This is a genomic window from Ruegeria sediminis (assembly GCF_005938215.1).
Lineage (GTDB): Bacteria > Pseudomonadota > Alphaproteobacteria > Rhodobacterales > Rhodobacteraceae > Ruegeria > Ruegeria sediminis.
In genome coordinates this window covers 108,088-123,013 of record NZ_VCPD01000001.1, presented here as the reverse complement: position 1 = coordinate 123,013, position 14,926 = coordinate 108,088, and the positions used below count along the sequence as shown (strand labels likewise).

Genomic DNA, 14,926 nt, shown 5'->3' with positions numbered 1-14,926 from the left:
ACAGGGGGGCGGTCAGTCCGCGAGACTCAGGGTCGCTTCGCCTGCCTTCATCCGGGATTGCGCGCGGTCTAGGCGAAGATAGGCGATGGCGCGGTCACCCGAACGGGTGAACAGCGTGCCCGCCGGCTTGCCGTCAGCCGTGATTTCGCTGCCCAACGGAGCAGCGCCGTCGATGGCGACAACGCGAAGCCCCTTGCGAAGTTCGGTCTTGTGCTTCATCCGCGCGGTGACCTCTTGACCGACGTAACAGCCCTTGCGGAAATCGACGCCGTTCACGGCCTCGAAACCGGCTTCCAGGATGAAGCTATCGGGGGTCAGTTCGATGCCGGTTTCCGGGATGCAATGCGCCACCCGGATCGCGTCCCAGTCGGTGCCGTCGTCGCTTTCGGGCGATGGAGAATAGGCGCGCCAACCCATGTCGGGATGACGCGGATCGGGCAGGGCGCCCTCAGGGGCCGAACCGGTGCCGCGCTGCAGGTGCAGCCCGCTGTCTTCGATCGTCACATCGGCGCGCAGCTTGTACATGCCAAGGCGTTTGACCAGACTGTCCGCCAGCTCTTCGGCGACATCCAGCAGCACGGCGTCGCCATCGCGCGCCAGAAAGAAATCCGCGATGTATTTTCCCTGCGGCGTCAGCATCGCGGCATAGACCAGCCCCTGATCCAGCCGTTTTACGTCATTGGTGATCAGCCCTTGCAGGAATTCTTCGGTGTCCTTGCCGGACAGGCGCAGGATGCGGCGGGTTGGCATGGGGCGGGTCCTCGTCATTTCCTTGGACCACGTGATATAGGAAATCCCGCGACCATGACCAGAGGAGAGACACGTGCCCGCCCCGATCAGCATCGTCATCCCGACCCTGAACGCGGAAGAGGATCTGCCCAAAACGCTCGAGGCGCTGATGGAGGGGCTGCAGGCGGGGCTGATCTGCGAGTTGGTGGTCAGCGATGGCGGGTCATCGGATCATACGGCGAAGATCGCCGAAAGCGCGGGGGCGCAGATCGTCAACGGACCGCCGTCCCGGGGCGGGCAGTTGCGCCGCGGTTGCGCCGCGGCCAAGGGCGACTGGCTGCTGGTGCTGCACGCGGATTCCGTGCTTGAACCGGGTTGGGCCCAAGCCGTTCTGAGCCATCTGGAAACAACGCCACGCCCCGCAGCATTCCGGCTGGGCTTCCGCGCCAAGGGGTTCTGGCCGCTTTGGGTCGCAGGCTGGGCCAACCTGCGCAGCCGCGTCTTCGGGCTTCCCTATGGCGATCAGGGGCTGCTGGTTTCGCGATCCGACTATGACGCAGCGGGTGGCTATCCCGATCAGCCTCTGATGGAGGATGTGGCGCTGGTGCGCGCCTTGCCGCGCGCTGGATTGCTGCCTGCCCGGGCACTCACGAGTGCGGAGCGTTATCGCCGCTCGGGTTGGCTGCGGCGGGGGGCACGGAACCTGTGGACGCTGGCCCGGTATTTTCTGGGGGTCGATCCCGAACGGCTGGCGCAGGCTTACCGGCGCTGAGGCTCTTGCGCAGTTCCACCAGGGACCGGCCCAGCCGGAAGGGAGCGGCGAAGGCGATCAGGCACAGCGCGATCACCTGCAGCATCAGGATCTCGGCATTGGCCTGCAGAATCTCCCATTCGTCCTTCAGCTTGCCGACCTGCTCGACCAGGTCGTCATAGCTTTGCGCCAGGATCATGTAGTCGCCGGCGATCGCGGGCACCTTGCGGCGCATGTTGTCCACCGCCTGCTGCGTGGGCGCGTCGAGCGTGGTGAAGACAAGGAACTGATCGATGTCGAAGGCATCCGCCCGCGCCGCCATCTCGCGCATCTCGTCGCGCTCCTTGTCGCCGCCGAACAGGAACCGTAGCCCTTGCAGTGGCGCGACCTCGTTGGTGACGGCGATGAAAAGGGGCAGGTCGGCATTGCTGGCGGTCGAGGCCGACAGGAACTCGACCTTCTCGCACAGGACCTCGGTATCGGGATCATAAGCCGGATCGCAGAAACGCAGCCGGAACCGCGCGGCGTCGCGGTCGAAGGCGGTGGTGGCGGCATAGGCGAGGTCGATCTGCCGGTCCAGGCGCGAGCTGTCCTCGGTGTACAGCCCCGCCAGCACCGCCACCAGCGCGCCGATGCCGCCAAGCAGGACCCAGACCAGATCCGCGATCTTCCAGGCCGTGTGCTCGGCCGGCTTGCGGAACAAAAAGGCGGTGCCGACCGATCCGATCAGAAAGGACAAAAGCAGCAGCGGCAGCTGGTTTTCGACGATGAATGTCATGGGAAGAAGTTTAGGGGGCGCAAGGCCAAGCGCAACGGGGATCACGAAGATGTAGGATAGGCTTAGTGCCCGCATGGTTCCTGCGCTATTCTGGCACTTTGTACAGGGAAAGCAGGGAGGCGTTTTCATGACGAAAGAGATCGTGTTGATCCACGGGGCCTTTGCAGGGCCTTGGTGCATGGAGGATTACGCCGGGTTTTTCCGCGACCGCGGCTGGACGGTGCACACGCCGGCGCTGCGATATCACGGCGGCGATCCCGGGGACGAGCCGGACCCGCGGCTGGCTGATACCAGCGTGATGGATTATGCCGACGATATTGCCGAATTCGTGCGGGGGCTGGGCGGCAAGCCGGTCATCCTGGGTCATGCCATCGCCGGAGTGGCGGCGCAGAAGGTGGCGACGCGGGGGCTGGCGAGCGCCATCGTGCTGATCAACCCCAACGCGCCCTGGGGAACGCTGCCGGCGACCGACGACGAACGGGCGGTGCCGCAGGCGCTGATGGAGGGCGGGGCGTTCTGGAAACAGCCCATGCGGGTGGAGTTCGACCTGATGGCGCCTTTTGCCCTCAACAAGCTGAGCGAGGCAGAACAACATAATGTTTTCAATCGCTTGGGCGCGGAAAGCGGGCGGGTGATGTTCGAGATGTTCTTCTGGATGTTCGACGACCACGCGGCGATGAAGGTCGATATCGACAAGGTGGATTGCCCGGTCCTGGTGGTCTCGGGCGCCGAGGACCGGGCGGTGAATCCCGACACCTGCCGCGACCTGGCCGAGCGGTACGGAGACCGCGGGACGTTCATTCTGGCCGAGGGCCACGCGCATTTCCTGTTCCTGGAACCGGGGTGGGAGAAGGTGGCGGGGCAGATCGCGGACTGGCTGGAGGCGAATGTGGGCTGATCCCCGGCTGGCGGGATGCAGGCAGCAGGGAAGGCGGAAATGTCCGTTTTGTACACGCGCCGGGGAGGGGGGTGTCCGGTTTGTACAAAGTACGGACGGCCGATTTCGGGGTGCATTGGCGGGGTGAACCCCGCCCTACGGCCCTACGGCCCGGAGTTGACACCATTCCGGTTGAGCGGCTCCATTGGGACCTGGAAATTGCACGGGATCGTCGGACTGACAAACGCAACGGATCGGAGCGGACATGGCGGAAGGGGTCTTATCGGAGCGGGACAGGGACGCGATCGAACAGGTCGTCAGGACAACGCTGGGGAACATCACCGACGGTGACCGGGAATCCTGGCTTGGGCACTGGACGCAGGACGCGCGCTTGATGCCGCCGGGCAGGCCCGATGTCACCGGCCACGATCAGCTTGCGGCCTGGATCCGCGATTGGCCGCCGGTCAGGCGTTTCGAGGTCGAATCGATGGTGGTCGAAGGGGCCGGCGACCTGGCCGTGGCGATCTGCAGTTTCGTCAGGGTGACCGAGGACGCGGCGGGCGCGGAGGAGAGACAGCCTGCGCGGCAGGTTCTCAAGCTGCGCAGGCAGCCGGATGGAACCTGGTTGATCGCTGCGGCGATTTTCAACGCGAGGCAGTAGGGGGTGATTGAGGGGCCGGTGGTGGGTTGGAAACCCGCCCTACGCTTGCTGGGAGTGCCGGGCTGAAGCCCGGCCTACGGGGTTTCGGAGCGTACGAACCTGTCCTGGCCATACAGGGTGTCGAGTGTCATGCACGCGCCCGACCTGCCCCCAACGGCAGGCGCGAGGTGTGTGGTGGGTTACGATCGGTTATTAACCCATCGTTGGGGAGGATTTGAGGTGATGGTGCGAGCACCCATCCTACGCTTGCTTGTGGAGCGGGTGATCCGCCTGTTTTGGGCAAGGCCGGGTTCGGGAGTTTGGGTGCACCTATCCCCACGCGCCCGGCCTTTCCGATGTTGACCGGAGGCGATCCTGCGGTTTTCGGCGGGCAGGTGTGGGTGACTAGGTGGTTTTAGATGGGTGTTTACATCAATTGTCGCGTCGGCGGATTTATGAATTAGTACTCGTTCGATGGATTTTGGCGGGTCTTGATAGGGCAGCGGTGGATTGCAAGCCCACCCTACGCCTGCTCGGTTCGCAGAGTGAAATCACCAACTAATTCATGGGCCTAAAATGATTGCCAATGCTGAACAGCGGTCTCAATAATCTTTGGATTAATCAACGCAAATAATGCGGCCACGAGTACAAGTAGATACTCCAGTACAAAATTTCGAAAACCTACAGCAACATCTACCACTGTGGCGGCAATGTCCTCACGCTTGGCACGCTTTTGGTTTTCCATCATGTGTTGATATTCCCAAGCCTCTAAATGCCCGTAGGGATCTTCGTGGCCTAATGAAGGATCAGGAAACATTTCATTATTGATTCTCTCAATTTCGGCCATTGAACGTTTGTTCCAACGCTCATTAACTCTCTTAATTAGAGTGGAAATTGCTTCGAAAACGGTTACCAAACTGTGAAGAAAGAAGATCGACAATAAAAAGATTACCACTAGTTGGCCGAAAGCGACCAAGTCACTTTGAACAACCGATATCTCAAGTCCAAAGACCGAAATTTGGTTGCTCAGTAATTCAGCGTTAGCAACCGCGAATGTGAAAACTATAGCGAAAAACAGTGATTTTCGGGTCTTTGTGAGATTCTCGTGTTCAATGGCTGTCGTCAGGGGCAACGGTCAAAATCTTTTTTGATAGGTGTTAGTGATCTCAAACATCCAGCTCCTCCACGAACCGCGCGTTCTCCTGAATGTACTGGAACCGCAGTTCGGGTTTCTTGCCCATCAGGCGCTCGACCAGGTCGCCGGTTTCGCCGGGTTCGTCCTCGTCGATGGTGACGCGGATCAATTTCCGGGACTTGGGGTCCATCGTGGTTTCCTTGAGGTCCTTGGCGTCCATTTCGCCGAGGCCCTTGAAGCGGGAGACGTCGATCTTGCCCTTGCCGCCAAGGCCCTTTTCCAGCCATTCGTCGCGCTCGCGCTCGTCCAGGCAGTAGACGCGCTTGGCGCCTTGCGTCAGGCGGTAGAGCGGCGGGCAAGCGAGGTAGAGGTGCCCGTGGTCGATCATCGGGCGCATCTGGGTGAAGAAGAAGGTCATCAGCAGCGAGGCGATATGCGCGCCGTCCACGTCGGCGTCGGTCATGATGATGACCTTGTCATAGCGCAGGTCGTCGACGTTGAACTTGGTGCCGAGGCCGACGCCGAGCGCCTGCGTCAGGTCGCTGATCTCGGCGTTGGTGCCCAGCTTGGACGAGGCCGCGCCCAGCACGTTCAGGATCTTGCCGCGCAGAGGCAAAAGCGCCTGGGTCTGGCGGTTGCGGGCCATCTTGGCGGAACCGCCGGCGCTGTCGCCCTCGACGATGAAAAGCTCGGTGCCGTCGCGGTTGGTGGCGGAACAGTCCACCAGCTTGCCGGGCAGGCGCAGCTTCTTGGTGGCGGATTTGCGTTGCGTTTCCTTTTCCTGGCGGCGGCGCAGCCGTTCCTCGGCGCGCAGGATGAGGAAATCGAGGATGGCGCCGGCGGATTTGGTGTCGGCGGCGAGCCAGTTGTCGAAATGGTCGCGGACCGAGTTCTCGACCAGCCGCTGCGCCTCGACGGTGGCGAGGCGGTCCTTGGTCTGGCCGACGAATTCCGGCTCGCGGATGAAGCAGGAGACCAGCGCGCAGCCGCCCGTGGTCAGATCCTCGCGGGTGATCTGGGCGGCCTTCTTGTTGTTGATCAGCTCGCCATACGCCTTGATCCCTTTCAGGATCGCGGCCCAGAACCCGGATTCGTGGGTGCCGCCCTCGGGGGTGGGGACGGTGTTGCAGTAGGACTGGATGAAGCCGTCGCGCGAGGGCGTCCAGTTGATCGCCCATTCGACCTTGCCGGGGGTGCCGAATTTCTCGGTGAAATCGACGGTGCCGGCGAAGGGCTGGTCGGCATAGGTGGACGAGCCGTTCATCGTCTCTTTCAGGTAGTCGCTGAGGCCGCCGGGGAAGTGGAAGCTGGCCTCGGTCGGCGTTTCGCCGTCGTCGATGGCGGATTTCCAGCGGATCTCGACGCCCGAGAAGAGATACGCCTTGGAGCGGATCGACTTGAACAGGCGGGCGGGCTTGAAGCGATGGTGGCCGAAGATTTCCTCGTCCGCGTGGAAGGTGACGGTGGTGCCGCGCCGGTTGGGGGCGGCGCCGACCTTTTCCACCGGGCCAAGCGGCAGGCCGCGCGAGAAACGCTGTTCGTAGAGCGTCTTGTCGCGCGCCACCTGCACGACCATGGAATCGGAGAGCGCGTTGACAACCGATGCGCCGACGCCGTGCAGGCCGCCCGAGGTCTGGTAGGCCTTGCCCGAGAACTTGCCGCCCGCGTGCAGGGTGCAGAGGATCACCTCGAGCGCGGATTTGCCGGGGAATTTCGGGTGCGGATCGATGGGGATGCCGCGGCCGTTGTCGCGCACGGTGAGCGCGTAGTCGGCGTGCAGTTCTACCTCGATCCGGTTGGCGTGGCCGGCCACAGCCTCGTCCATCGAGTTGTCGAGGATCTCGGCCACCATGTGGTGCAGCGCGCGTTCGTCGGTACCACCTATGTACATGCCCGGGCGTTTGCGCACGGGCTCCAGCCCTTCGAGAACCTCGATGGAGGACGCGTCATAGGTGGAGGAGGGGGCTCCGCTCAGAAGATCTTCGGGCATGGGTGCTGCTCGTGTTTTCGTGTTTGCCCGATTATGGCAGGACTGGCGCGCGGGGGAAAGAGGGTGGTTTTCCCCCGGGGCTCAGCCGGTCCGGGTCCAGTCCAGGATCGCGCGGGCCATTTCGGCGGGTTTCTGGTGGTGCAGCCAGTGGTCGGCGCCCGCGATCGTGACGCGGGTCAGGTCGGGGGCGTAGTCTTCGAGGCCAGCGGTGGATTTGGGCAGCAGCGCCGTGTCCTCGGGCCCCCAGATCAGCAGGTGCGGGCAGGTGACGCGCAGCCGGTCGGCGGGCAGTCCCGGCAGGTCGGTGCGCGGCTTGCCGGGCTCGGCCACCACCAGCGGCGACGCGCGGTACCAGTTCAGCATGGCGTCGAGGCGGCCGGGGCGGGCCCATTCGGCGCGGTAGAGCGCGACCTGTTCGTCGGACAGCCAGTCGGTGCCCATGCCATGCCGGAAGAACTGTTCCAGCTTGGCGAAATCGTCGGCCGAAAGCCACGCGGCGGCGTCCGGGGCGCGCAGCCGGTTGATGTATTGCGACGCCTGCGACTGGGCGCCGCCTGCCGCCATCGCGCGCTGGAACGGCGCCGGGTGAACCCCGTTGGCGATGATCAGGCGGCGGACCAGTTCGGGGCGGAACATGGCGAGGCCATAGGCGACCGAAGCGCCCCAGTCGTGGCCGAGGACGGTGACGGGCGCGCCGGTCCGGTCGATCAGGGCGGCCATGTCCGAGACCAGTTTCGACAGGGTGTAGTTTTCGACCCCCGCCGGGGTCCAGCTTTGGCCATAGCCGCGCTGATCCGGGGCGATGCAGTGGAAGTGTCGGGACAGGTGCGGGGCCAGATCGGCCCAGGCGCCGCCATATTCGGGAAAGCCGTGCAGCATGAGCAGTGGCGGCAACGAAGGGTCGCCCCACTTGCGGAGGAAAAACGGGTTTCCGTTCAGATCGATGGTTTCCGTGATCATGGCGCGCCCTTTCCCTGCCAGAATGCCGCGCAAAGGCGGGCGGGTCCAGAAAGCCGTCACGGCACCTTGCGCAACCGGTCGAACAGGGGTTGCAGGTTTTGCCAGGTGTCCTGCAGCGCGGTCAGGGGCGCGTCGAAGGCGGCTTGCGGCAGGTCGCGCCAGACGGTCAGGGATTTCCGCCGCAGCAGGTCGGCATGGGGATGCGCCTTGTCGAAGGGGGGCGGAACGCGCTTGAGTTCCGGCTCGTCCATGCGCAGGCCCTGATCCCGATAGCCCGCCAGCAGCGCCTGCATGTCCTTGCCGAAATCGCCGGAGACCGCGTCGCGCCATCGCGCGAGAGGTTCCTTGTCAAAGCCCATGACGCCGCCGCCGATGCTGACGTAATCGGGCGATATGCCGAAGAAGAAGCCGGGCTGTTGCAGGGCGTCGCCGGGCAGGGTCCAGAGCATGTGCAGATGCGTGTTGTAGGGCGTCTTGTCCTTGGAAAAGCGCACGTCCCTGTGGGGGCGGAACAGCTTGGTCCCGGCGCCCGGCCCGATCTGCAGCGCGAACTGGTCGAGCAGCAGGGTTGCAGGCGCTTTCAGTTCCCTGTCGTAGCGGGATTTCTGCGCGGTGAACCAGTCGCGCGTGTTGTTGGCCGAAAGCTCGGCCAGGAACGCGCGGGCCTCGGGGATCAGCTGGGCGAAGGGGTCGGGCATGGAGCCTCCAATCTCGGCGGCAAGCCTAGCATGGAAACCCGTGCCGCAAGAACAACTCTTGTCAGCGCGGTTTCCCGGTCCTAAGCCTGCCGGATGAGCACGGTCATGACATACGGGGCCCATGCCCGCGCGGTTGCCGTTCTGGGATTGCCGCTGGTCGGCGGGCATCTGGCGCAGTTCGCTATCGGCCTGACCGACACCGTCATGCTGGGCTGGTACGGGGTCGAGGCGCTGGCCGCCGTGACCCTAGCCGGCAGCTATTTCTTCGTGCTGTTCCTGCTGGGGGCGGGATTCGGCTGGGCGGTCATGCCGATGGTCGCCGCCGCCGCCGCCGAGGAGGACGAGACCAGCATCCGCCGCGCCAGCCGCATGGGGCTGTGGCTGTCGATCCTGTTTTCCGCCGGCGTCATGCCCCTGTTGTGGTGGTCGCGCCCGATCCTGCTGGCGCTGGGGCAGGCGCAGGAGGTCGCGGCGCTGGCCTCGGAATACCTGCGGGTGGCCGGTTGGGGGATGCTGCCGGCACTGCTGGTGATGGTGCTGAAATCCTACCTGGCCGCGTTGGAGCGGACGCAGATCGTGCTGTGGATCGCGGTGGCGGCCGCAGTGGTGAACGCGCTGACCAACTATGCGCTGATCTTCGGCAACTGGGGCGCGCCGGAACTGGGGATCATGGGCGCCGCGATCGCCTCGGTCACGACGCAGACGGTCTCGCTGATCGCGGTGATCTACTATGCGGTGCGCGAGTTGCCGGAGCACAGTCTGTTCCAGCGGTTCTGGCGGCCGGACTGGGAGATGTTCAACCGGGTGTTCCGGCTGGGCGTGCCCATCGGCCTGACCAACCTGAGCGAGGTCAGCCTGTTCGCGGCCTCGGCCGTGATGATGGGATGGCTGGGGGCGGTGCCGCTGGCGGCGCACGGGATCGCGCTGCAGCTGGCCTCGGCCACGTTCATGGTGCATCTGGGCCTCAGCAACGCGGCGACGATCCGGGCGGGGAACGCCTTTGGACGCAAGGACCGGGCGCATCTGGCGCGCGGCGCCAAGGTGGTGACCGCGATGTCGCTGGCGATGTCGGCGGTCACGATCCTGCTGTTCCTGACCTGCGCCGCGCCGCTGATCTCGTTGTTTCTCGAACCCGGCGATCCGCAGCGGCCCGAGATCCTGGCGATCGGGGTCGGGCTGCTGGCGATGGCCGCGCTGTTCCAGCTGGTGGACGGGGCGCAGGTCATCGCGCTGGGCCTGCTGCGCGGGGTGCAGGACACCACCGTGCCGATGCTGATGGCGGCGCTCAGCTACCTGGTGGTGGGAATGCCGGCCTCGTACCTGCTGGGCTTCGTCTACGGGTTCGAGGGGATCGGCGTCTGGGCCGGTCTGGTCCTTGGCCTCGCCTTCGCTGGGGTGCTGCTGATGACGCGGTTCTGGGGCAAGGTCATCGAGCGGATCGGCCTGCCGGCCTGACGCTACTTCTTGCCCAGCCGGTCGGCCTTTTTGCGCACCAGCACCGCGCGCAGGTCGTGCATGGCCATCAGCAGCGCGTCGCTGACCTGATCCAGCTGGGCTTCGGTGGCCTTGGACTGCGCCCAATGGGCGGTGAGGTTGAGATGATCGACGGTGCGGAGGATGTCGTCGATGTCGCGCCGGGCCAGAACCTCTCTGCGCTCGGCGATCCAGGCTTCGATGGCCGCGGTCTCTTCGGGCGTCAGCGTGCGTCCGCCCTGCGGCTTGATCTCGCCGTTGCGGATGTTGACGACGGCGATCTGTTCCATCTCGACCCGCCGTTGCCGGTTCTCGGTGTCCACCCGGAACACGAAAGCTCCGTTTTCACGGGCGCGGAAGTAGAATTCGGGCAGTTCACTGGTCATCCTCGGCCCCTTATTTCAGCGCGGCGCAGAAGCGCTGGATGCGCGCGCAGGCCCGTTCAAGGGCCTCGTCGGACGTCGCGTAGCTGATCCGGAAGTTCGGAGACAGCCCGAAGGCGGCGCCGAAGACCACGGCGACATCCGCCTCTTGGAGGAGCGCGTTGGCAAAGGCCTCGTCCGTGTCGATCAGCGTACCGGCGGGCGTCGTCCTGCCGATCAGGCCGGCGATCGAGGGGTAGACGTAGAAGGCGCCCTCGGGCGTGGGGCAAGTGATGCCGTCGATCTGGTTCAGCATCGAGACGACCAGATCGCGCCTGCGCCTGAAGATCTCGTTGTTGGGGGCCAGGAACGCCTGGGTGCCGTTCAGCGCCTCGACCGCCGCCCACTGGCTGATGGAGCAGGGGTTCGAGGTGGATTGCGACTGGATCTTGCGCATCGCGGTGATCAGTTCGACCGGCCCGGCGGCATAGCCGATGCGCCAGCCGGTCATGGCATAGGCCTTGGAGACGCCGTTGCATGTCAGCGTGCGGTCGTAGAGGCCGGGCTCGACCTGGGCGGGGGTGCAGAACTCGAACCCGTCATAGGCGAGGTGTTCGTACATGTCGTCGGACATCACCCAGACATGGGGATGCCGCATCAGCACGTCGGTCAGCGCCTTGAGTTCGGCCCGGTTGTAACCTGCGCCGGTCGGGTTCGAGGGCGAGTTGAAGATGAACCACTTGGTCCTCGGCGTGATCGCCGCCTCGAGCTGTCCGGCGGTCAGCTTGAAGCTGTTTTCCAGCGTGGTTTCGACCACGACGGGCGTGCCGCCCGCCAGCAGCACCATGTCGGGGTAGCTGACCCAGTAGGGGGCGGGGATGATCACCTCGTCGCCCGGGTTCAGGGTCGCCATCAGGGCGTTGTAGAGCGTCTGCTTGCCCCCGGTTCCGACCGAAACCTGCGCCGGCGTGTAGGCAAGCCCGTGGTCGCGCGCCATCTTGGCGCAGACCGCCTGCTTCAGTTCGGGAATGCCGTCGGGCGCGGTGTATTTGGTCTTGCCCGCCGCGATGGCGGCGACGGCGGCGTCCTTGATGTTCTGCGGCGTGTCGAAATCGGGCTCGCCGGCGCTGAGGCCGATGACGTCGCGGCCCTCGGCCTTGAGTTCGGCTGCCCGGGCGGTCATCGCGATCGTGGGAGACGGTTTGACGCGGGACAATGTCGCAGACAGGAAACTCATGCGGGCCTCGGTTTGTATGTTGAGCCTGTCTGTCATAGGGTGCGGCAGAATTGTGATCAAGCGATATGGAAGGAAGCCAATGGAGGCCCTGATGAGCGAAACCGCAGATTGGTTCGGACCGGATGCAGCCACTTTCGGAGACCGGGTCGCCGGCGCCCGCGAGGCGGCAGGCATGACGCAGGCGCAGCTGGCCCGGCGGCTGGGCGTCAAGAAATCGACCATCGTCGCCTGGGAGGACGATCTGTCCGAGCCGCGCGCCAACAGGCTGTCGATGATGGCGGGAATGCTGAACGTTTCCATCAAATGGCTGCTGACCGGCGAAGGCGAGGGCATGGAAGCCCCGGTCGACCTGAGCGACGAGACCGCCGACCTGTCGGCCATCACCGCCGAACTGCGCGTCCTGCGCGGCGAGATGCGGTCCAGTGCCGAACGCGCCGCGCGGCTGGAAAAGCGGGTGCGGCTGATGATGGAACGGCAGGAATGACCGAAACACGCGAGAACCGCATCAAGCGCATGAAGATGCGCTCGATGCGGCGCGGGATCAAGGAGATGGACCTGATCCTGTCGGCCTATGCCGACCGCAATCTGGACGGGATGAACGACGCGGGTCTGGATCTTTACGACTCGCTGCTGCACGAGAACGACCAGGATCTCTATCAATGGGTAACCGGGCAGGTCGCGTCGCCGGAACCCTATGCCGAATTGATTTCGGACATCTCGCAAACCTTTCAAAAGTGACGGTTTTCCCGGCTTAACCGATTCTTGGGGATTTCGCCGCATCGTGTCTGCAGAGCGCGAGTCAGGCGGAGGAACGGATGAGCATGGAGACGCGGGGTGTTGCGGCCGGGAACAAGGGATTCATGACCGGCTATCTTGAGGCGCTGGCGCTGGTCGAACGTCTGCACCGGCTGCTGCTGGATGTCATCAAGGATGAGTTCGAGAGGGTCGGCATCCTGGAAATCAACGCCGTGCAGGCCCTGCTGCTGTTCAACATCGGCGATCACGAAGTCACGGCGGGCGAGCTGAAGAGCCGGGGCTACTATCAGGGCAGCAACGTCAGCTACAACCTCAAGAAGCTGGTCGAGATGGGCTACATGCACCATCAGCGGTGCGAGATCGACCGCCGCTCGGTCCGGGTGCGGCTGACGCAGCGCGGGAGAGAAATCAGGGGGATCGTGGCCGACCTGTTCGCGCGCCATGCCGAGGGGCTGCAGGCCAGGGGGGTGCTGGGCGCCGAAGGGGTCGATGAGATCACCCGCTCGCTGCGCCGCGTGGAACGCTACTGGACCGATCAGATCCGCTATATCTACTGACCGCCCGCGGGGCGCGCGCCCGGCAGAGCCGAGACGACCATGCTCTCCAACTCCCGTTTCAGCTTCCGGACCATCGCGGCCTCGTAATCGTGAAAGCCGAGGGCGATCTCGACGAAGGCGTCGGGACCAAGGGCCACCCAGGCCGCGTAATAGGCCGACAACTCACCGATCTGGAGCTGGCGCTTGTCGTCGGCGCGCGGATCGTCGGCACCGATGACCAGGCCGTTGATCGTGAGCCCGGCATCCTTGAGCGCAAGCCGGACATCGCGCGGGTGCGGTCCCATGTTGTGCTTGCCGTCGCCGGACAGGTCGAGCGTGCGTTTCCAGCACTCCGCCTGCGCCGCCAGCAGGCTGGCGCCGAACATCATGGCCGAGCCGACGGCGGTGCCGTTGGGCGCGGTCGAGCGGGCGGTATTGTCGAGACGGTCGGCGATGCGCGCAAGCGTCGCTGGGTCCCGGATCTCGGTCCAGTCCAGGAGCAGGCGCTGATACCCGGGTTCGCTCCATTCGAAGATGGCCAGCCGGACGGGGGCCGCGGGTTGCGCCAGCATGGCCTGCGCCACGTCGGGATGCCGCAACGCGTTGGCCAGGCCGCCGATCTGCAGCCGGTATTCGGCGCTGTCCACCGAGCCGGACACGTCCAGCCCCAGCGCCAGCGCCTGGCGGCATTGCGCCGGAGCCGCCGTGCCGGCGAGGCAAAGCAGAAGCGACAGCGCCCGGATCATCGCGGCACCCGGCCGTCCAGGCCGCCGATGACGGCGCCGGACAGCTCGCGTTCCAGCTTGCGGCGCATGGCGCTGTGGTAGTTTTCGAAACCCTGCGCCACCTCGAGGAACGCGCCGGGGCCGCGCAGAACCTCGGTGGTGTAGAAGTCGATCAGGTTGAGTTCCCCCTCGAAATCGGCGCCGTTGATGACAAGCCCGTTCACCACAACGTCGTCGAAGGGGAAATGCGCGTAGGCCGACCGGGGTTCGTAGCCGTCGTTGTTGGCGCCGTCGCCGGCCACGTCGATCGTCTTGAACAGGCAGACCGGCGCGCGCTGCAGCAGCTGGGCGCCGAAGGCGAGGGCATGGCCCATCGCGGTGGCGGATTCGGTCTGCGACCGCGGGGAGCGCGCGATCGTGTCAGCCGTCGCGTGAAGTTCGGCCCGGGTCCGGATCAGGCGCCAGTCCACGAGGATCGACTGGTCGGACCGGCCGCTCCATTCGTAGACGGCCAGCGCGACGGGCAGGGGCGAGGCGAAAAAGGCGCGTTCCACCTCGGGCGAGATCAAGGCCGAGGCAAGGCCGCCTCGTTGCAGGGCGTCCTCGGCCGCATCGACCGAGGCCGAGACATCCATCGCAAGCGCAAGGGCCAGGCGGCACTCAGCCGCCCCGGACGGGCCGGCGGCCAGGGCCAGCCCGAGGGATGCCGCCCAGCGGATCACCAGTGACCGGTGCTTTCCATGCTGACCCAGGGCTCTGCCGGTTTCAGCGCCTCGCCGTTCTGCAGCAGTTCGATCGAGATGTTGTCGGGCGACCGCACAAAGGCCATGCGCCCGTCGCGCGGCGGGCGGTTGATGGTCACGCCGTTGTCCTGAAGATGCTGGCACATGCCGTAGATGTCGTCGACGCCGAAGGCCAGGTGCCCGAAATGGCGGCTGTCGCCGGGCAGCCCGTCGTCGCCGTCCCAGTTGTAGGTCAGTTCGACCGGCGCCTCGTCCTGACCCGGGGCGGCCATGTAGACGAGGGTGAACCGGCCCGCCTCGCTTTCGTAGCGGCGGATCTCCTTCAGCCCGAGCAACTCGTAGAAGGCCATGGATTTTTCCAGGTCCTTCACCCGGACCATCACGTGCAGATATTTCAGTGCCATGCCAGCATCCCTTGTTCGCAAATCTCTGGCGGGAAGCTTAGCGCGCTGCCCGCAAGTGTCGAGGGGGGTGATCCGATCGCCGCAGGACGAAAATGAACCTGGATTGCACCTTATATCGCGGTTCCTGTCCGC

17 protein-coding genes and 1 pseudogene are annotated in these 14,926 nt (G+C 64.9%); 7 read left to right on the top strand and 11 right to left on the bottom strand.

All coding sequences use genetic code 11. From position 1 onward, the window contains the following. Window positions 1–12 precede the first annotated feature (12 nt). Entirely contained in the window at window positions 13–750 is a 738-nt protein-coding gene (gene ygfZ, locus FGK63_RS00635) for a CAF17-like 4Fe-4S cluster assembly/insertion protein YgfZ (protein ID WP_138839667.1), read from the bottom strand. 73 nt (window positions 751–823) lie between these two features. Here ygfZ and FGK63_RS00630 point away from each other — a divergent pair, with 73 nt between their 5' ends. Then, window positions 824–1,501, top strand: a complete 678-nt coding sequence (locus tag FGK63_RS00630; RefSeq protein ID WP_138839666.1) for a TIGR04283 family arsenosugar biosynthesis glycosyltransferase — start codon at window positions 824–826, stop codon at window positions 1,499–1,501. Between the two features lie 7 nt (window positions 1,502–1,508). Here FGK63_RS00630 and FGK63_RS00625 read toward each other — a convergent pair. Further along, window positions 1,509–2,258, bottom strand: a pseudogene (locus tag FGK63_RS00625) (hypothetical protein); the annotation flags it as partial. A gap of 127 nt (window positions 2,259–2,385) precedes the next feature. On the opposite strand from FGK63_RS00625, the gene FGK63_RS00620 reads away from it, so the two are divergent. Further along, on the top strand, window positions 2,386–3,156 hold the full coding sequence (locus tag FGK63_RS00620) for an alpha/beta hydrolase (protein ID WP_138839665.1): 771 nt from the start codon (window positions 2,386–2,388) through the stop codon (window positions 3,154–3,156). Window positions 3,157–3,400: 244 nt separating this feature from the next. Continuing rightward, on the top strand, window positions 3,401–3,796 hold the full coding sequence (locus FGK63_RS00615) for a YybH family protein (RefSeq protein WP_138839664.1): 396 nt from the start codon (window positions 3,401–3,403) through the stop codon (window positions 3,794–3,796). Between the two features lie 550 nt (window positions 3,797–4,346). Here the strand turns inward: FGK63_RS00615 and FGK63_RS00610 are convergent. The 4 genes from FGK63_RS00610 to FGK63_RS00595 all read right to left on the bottom strand — a co-directional run bounded on the left by FGK63_RS00610 (window position 4,347) and on the right by FGK63_RS00595 (window position 8,558). Beyond that, the gene (locus FGK63_RS00610; RefSeq protein ID WP_138839663.1) at window positions 4,347–4,907 is read right to left on the bottom strand and encodes a hypothetical protein; all 561 of its coding nucleotides are present in this window, start codon (window positions 4,905–4,907) and stop codon (window positions 4,347–4,349) included. 34 nt (window positions 4,908–4,941) lie between these two features. Beyond that, window positions 4,942–6,900, bottom strand: coding sequence for a DNA topoisomerase IV subunit B (gene parE, locus FGK63_RS00605; protein WP_138839662.1), 1,959 nt, complete (start codon window positions 6,898–6,900; stop codon window positions 4,942–4,944). Between the two features lie 81 nt (window positions 6,901–6,981). Then, window positions 6,982–7,860 carry an alpha/beta fold hydrolase gene (locus FGK63_RS00600; RefSeq protein ID WP_138839661.1) on the bottom strand — a complete coding sequence of 293 codons (879 nt, stop codon included), beginning with the start codon at window positions 7,858–7,860 and terminating at the stop codon, window positions 6,982–6,984. A gap of 56 nt (window positions 7,861–7,916) precedes the next feature. After that, entirely contained in the window at window positions 7,917–8,558 is a 642-nt protein-coding gene (locus tag FGK63_RS00595; RefSeq protein ID WP_138839660.1) for a TIGR02453 family protein, read from the bottom strand. Window positions 8,559–8,663: 105 nt separating this feature from the next. Here FGK63_RS00595 and FGK63_RS00590 point away from each other — a divergent pair, with 105 nt between their 5' ends. Continuing rightward, complete coding sequence (locus FGK63_RS00590) at window positions 8,664–10,013, top strand: MATE family efflux transporter (RefSeq protein ID WP_246043880.1); 1,350 nt, start codon at window positions 8,664–8,666, stop codon at window positions 10,011–10,013. Window positions 10,014–10,015: 2 nt separating this feature from the next. Here the strand turns inward: FGK63_RS00590 and FGK63_RS00585 are convergent, their stop codons facing one another. Both FGK63_RS00585 and FGK63_RS00580 read right to left on the bottom strand, forming a co-directional pair. Continuing rightward, window positions 10,016–10,417: a hypothetical protein gene (locus FGK63_RS00585; RefSeq protein WP_138839658.1), complete on the bottom strand. Its 402-nt coding sequence runs from the start codon at window positions 10,415–10,417 to the stop codon at window positions 10,016–10,018. A gap of 10 nt (window positions 10,418–10,427) precedes the next feature. Next, window positions 10,428–11,630 carry a pyridoxal phosphate-dependent aminotransferase gene (locus FGK63_RS00580; RefSeq protein ID WP_138839657.1) on the bottom strand — a complete coding sequence of 401 codons (1,203 nt, stop codon included), beginning with the start codon at window positions 11,628–11,630 and terminating at the stop codon, window positions 10,428–10,430. A gap of 91 nt (window positions 11,631–11,721) precedes the next feature. Here FGK63_RS00580 and FGK63_RS00575 point away from each other — a divergent pair, with 91 nt between their 5' ends. The 3 genes from FGK63_RS00575 to FGK63_RS00565 all read left to right on the top strand — a co-directional run bounded on the left by FGK63_RS00575 (window position 11,722) and on the right by FGK63_RS00565 (window position 12,943). After that, window positions 11,722–12,114 (top strand): helix-turn-helix domain-containing protein, encoded by a 393-nt coding sequence (locus FGK63_RS00575; protein ID WP_171052538.1) that lies wholly within the window; start codon window positions 11,722–11,724, stop codon window positions 12,112–12,114. Further along, window positions 12,111–12,368 carry a succinate dehydrogenase assembly factor 2 gene (locus tag FGK63_RS00570; RefSeq protein ID WP_138839656.1) on the top strand — a complete coding sequence of 86 codons (258 nt, stop codon included), beginning with the start codon at window positions 12,111–12,113 and terminating at the stop codon, window positions 12,366–12,368. The genes FGK63_RS00575 and FGK63_RS00570 overlap by 4 nt, the downstream gene beginning before the upstream one ends. A gap of 77 nt (window positions 12,369–12,445) precedes the next feature. Further along, entirely contained in the window at window positions 12,446–12,943 is a 498-nt protein-coding gene (locus FGK63_RS00565) for a MarR family winged helix-turn-helix transcriptional regulator (RefSeq protein WP_425471818.1), read from the top strand. Here the strand turns inward: FGK63_RS00565 and FGK63_RS00560 are convergent. From FGK63_RS00560 to FGK63_RS00550, 3 genes are read right to left on the bottom strand one after another with little or no spacing between them, the layout of a single operon-like run. After that, on the bottom strand, window positions 12,937–13,668 hold the full coding sequence (locus tag FGK63_RS00560; protein WP_138839655.1) for a DUF1194 domain-containing protein: 732 nt from the start codon (window positions 13,666–13,668) through the stop codon (window positions 12,937–12,939). The two genes, FGK63_RS00565 and FGK63_RS00560, sit on opposite strands and share 7 nt — an antisense overlap. After that, window positions 13,665–14,369 carry a DUF1194 domain-containing protein gene (locus FGK63_RS00555; RefSeq protein WP_138839654.1) on the bottom strand — a complete coding sequence of 235 codons (705 nt, stop codon included), beginning with the start codon at window positions 14,367–14,369 and terminating at the stop codon, window positions 13,665–13,667. The genes FGK63_RS00560 and FGK63_RS00555 overlap by 4 nt, the downstream gene beginning before the upstream one ends. Beyond that, entirely contained in the window at window positions 14,366–14,794 is a 429-nt protein-coding gene (locus FGK63_RS00550; RefSeq protein WP_138839653.1) for a VOC family protein, read from the bottom strand. Before FGK63_RS00550 ends, FGK63_RS00555 begins: the two co-directional genes overlap by 4 nt. Between the last annotated feature and the right edge of the window lie 132 nt (window positions 14,795–14,926).

What these genes read in the sequence shown, in the direction of transcription:
- ygfZ (WP_138839667.1), bottom strand. Translation starts at nt 750, where the DNA reads ATGCCAACCCGCCGCATCCTGCGCCTGTCCGGCAAGGACACCGAAGAA.
- FGK63_RS00620 (WP_138839665.1), top strand. Translation starts at nt 2,386, where the DNA reads ATGACGAAAGAGATCGTGTTGATCCACGGGGCCTTTGCAGGGCCTTGG.
- FGK63_RS00615 (WP_138839664.1), top strand. Translation starts at nt 3,401, where the DNA reads ATGGCGGAAGGGGTCTTATCGGAGCGGGACAGGGACGCGATCGAACAG.
- parE (WP_138839662.1), bottom strand. Translation starts at nt 6,900, where the DNA reads ATGCCCGAAGATCTTCTGAGCGGAGCCCCCTCCTCCACCTATGACGCG.
- FGK63_RS00600 (WP_138839661.1), bottom strand. Translation starts at nt 7,860, where the DNA reads ATGATCACGGAAACCATCGATCTGAACGGAAACCCGTTTTTCCTCCGC.
- FGK63_RS00595 (WP_138839660.1), bottom strand. Translation starts at nt 8,558, where the DNA reads ATGCCCGACCCCTTCGCCCAGCTGATCCCCGAGGCCCGCGCGTTCCTG.
- FGK63_RS00590 (WP_246043880.1), top strand. Translation starts at nt 8,664, where the DNA reads ATGACATACGGGGCCCATGCCCGCGCGGTTGCCGTTCTGGGATTGCCG.
- FGK63_RS00585 (WP_138839658.1), bottom strand. Translation starts at nt 10,417, where the DNA reads ATGACCAGTGAACTGCCCGAATTCTACTTCCGCGCCCGTGAAAACGGA.
- FGK63_RS00580 (WP_138839657.1), bottom strand. Translation starts at nt 11,630, where the DNA reads ATGAGTTTCCTGTCTGCGACATTGTCCCGCGTCAAACCGTCTCCCACG.
- FGK63_RS00575 (WP_171052538.1), top strand. Translation starts at nt 11,722, where the DNA reads ATGAGCGAAACCGCAGATTGGTTCGGACCGGATGCAGCCACTTTCGGA.
- FGK63_RS00570 (WP_138839656.1), top strand. Translation starts at nt 12,111, where the DNA reads ATGACCGAAACACGCGAGAACCGCATCAAGCGCATGAAGATGCGCTCG.
- FGK63_RS00565 (WP_425471818.1), top strand. Translation starts at nt 12,446, where the DNA reads ATGAGCATGGAGACGCGGGGTGTTGCGGCCGGGAACAAGGGATTCATG.
- FGK63_RS00560 (WP_138839655.1), bottom strand. Translation starts at nt 13,668, where the DNA reads ATGATCCGGGCGCTGTCGCTTCTGCTTTGCCTCGCCGGCACGGCGGCT.
- FGK63_RS00550 (WP_138839653.1), bottom strand. Translation starts at nt 14,794, where the DNA reads ATGGCACTGAAATATCTGCACGTGATGGTCCGGGTGAAGGACCTGGAA.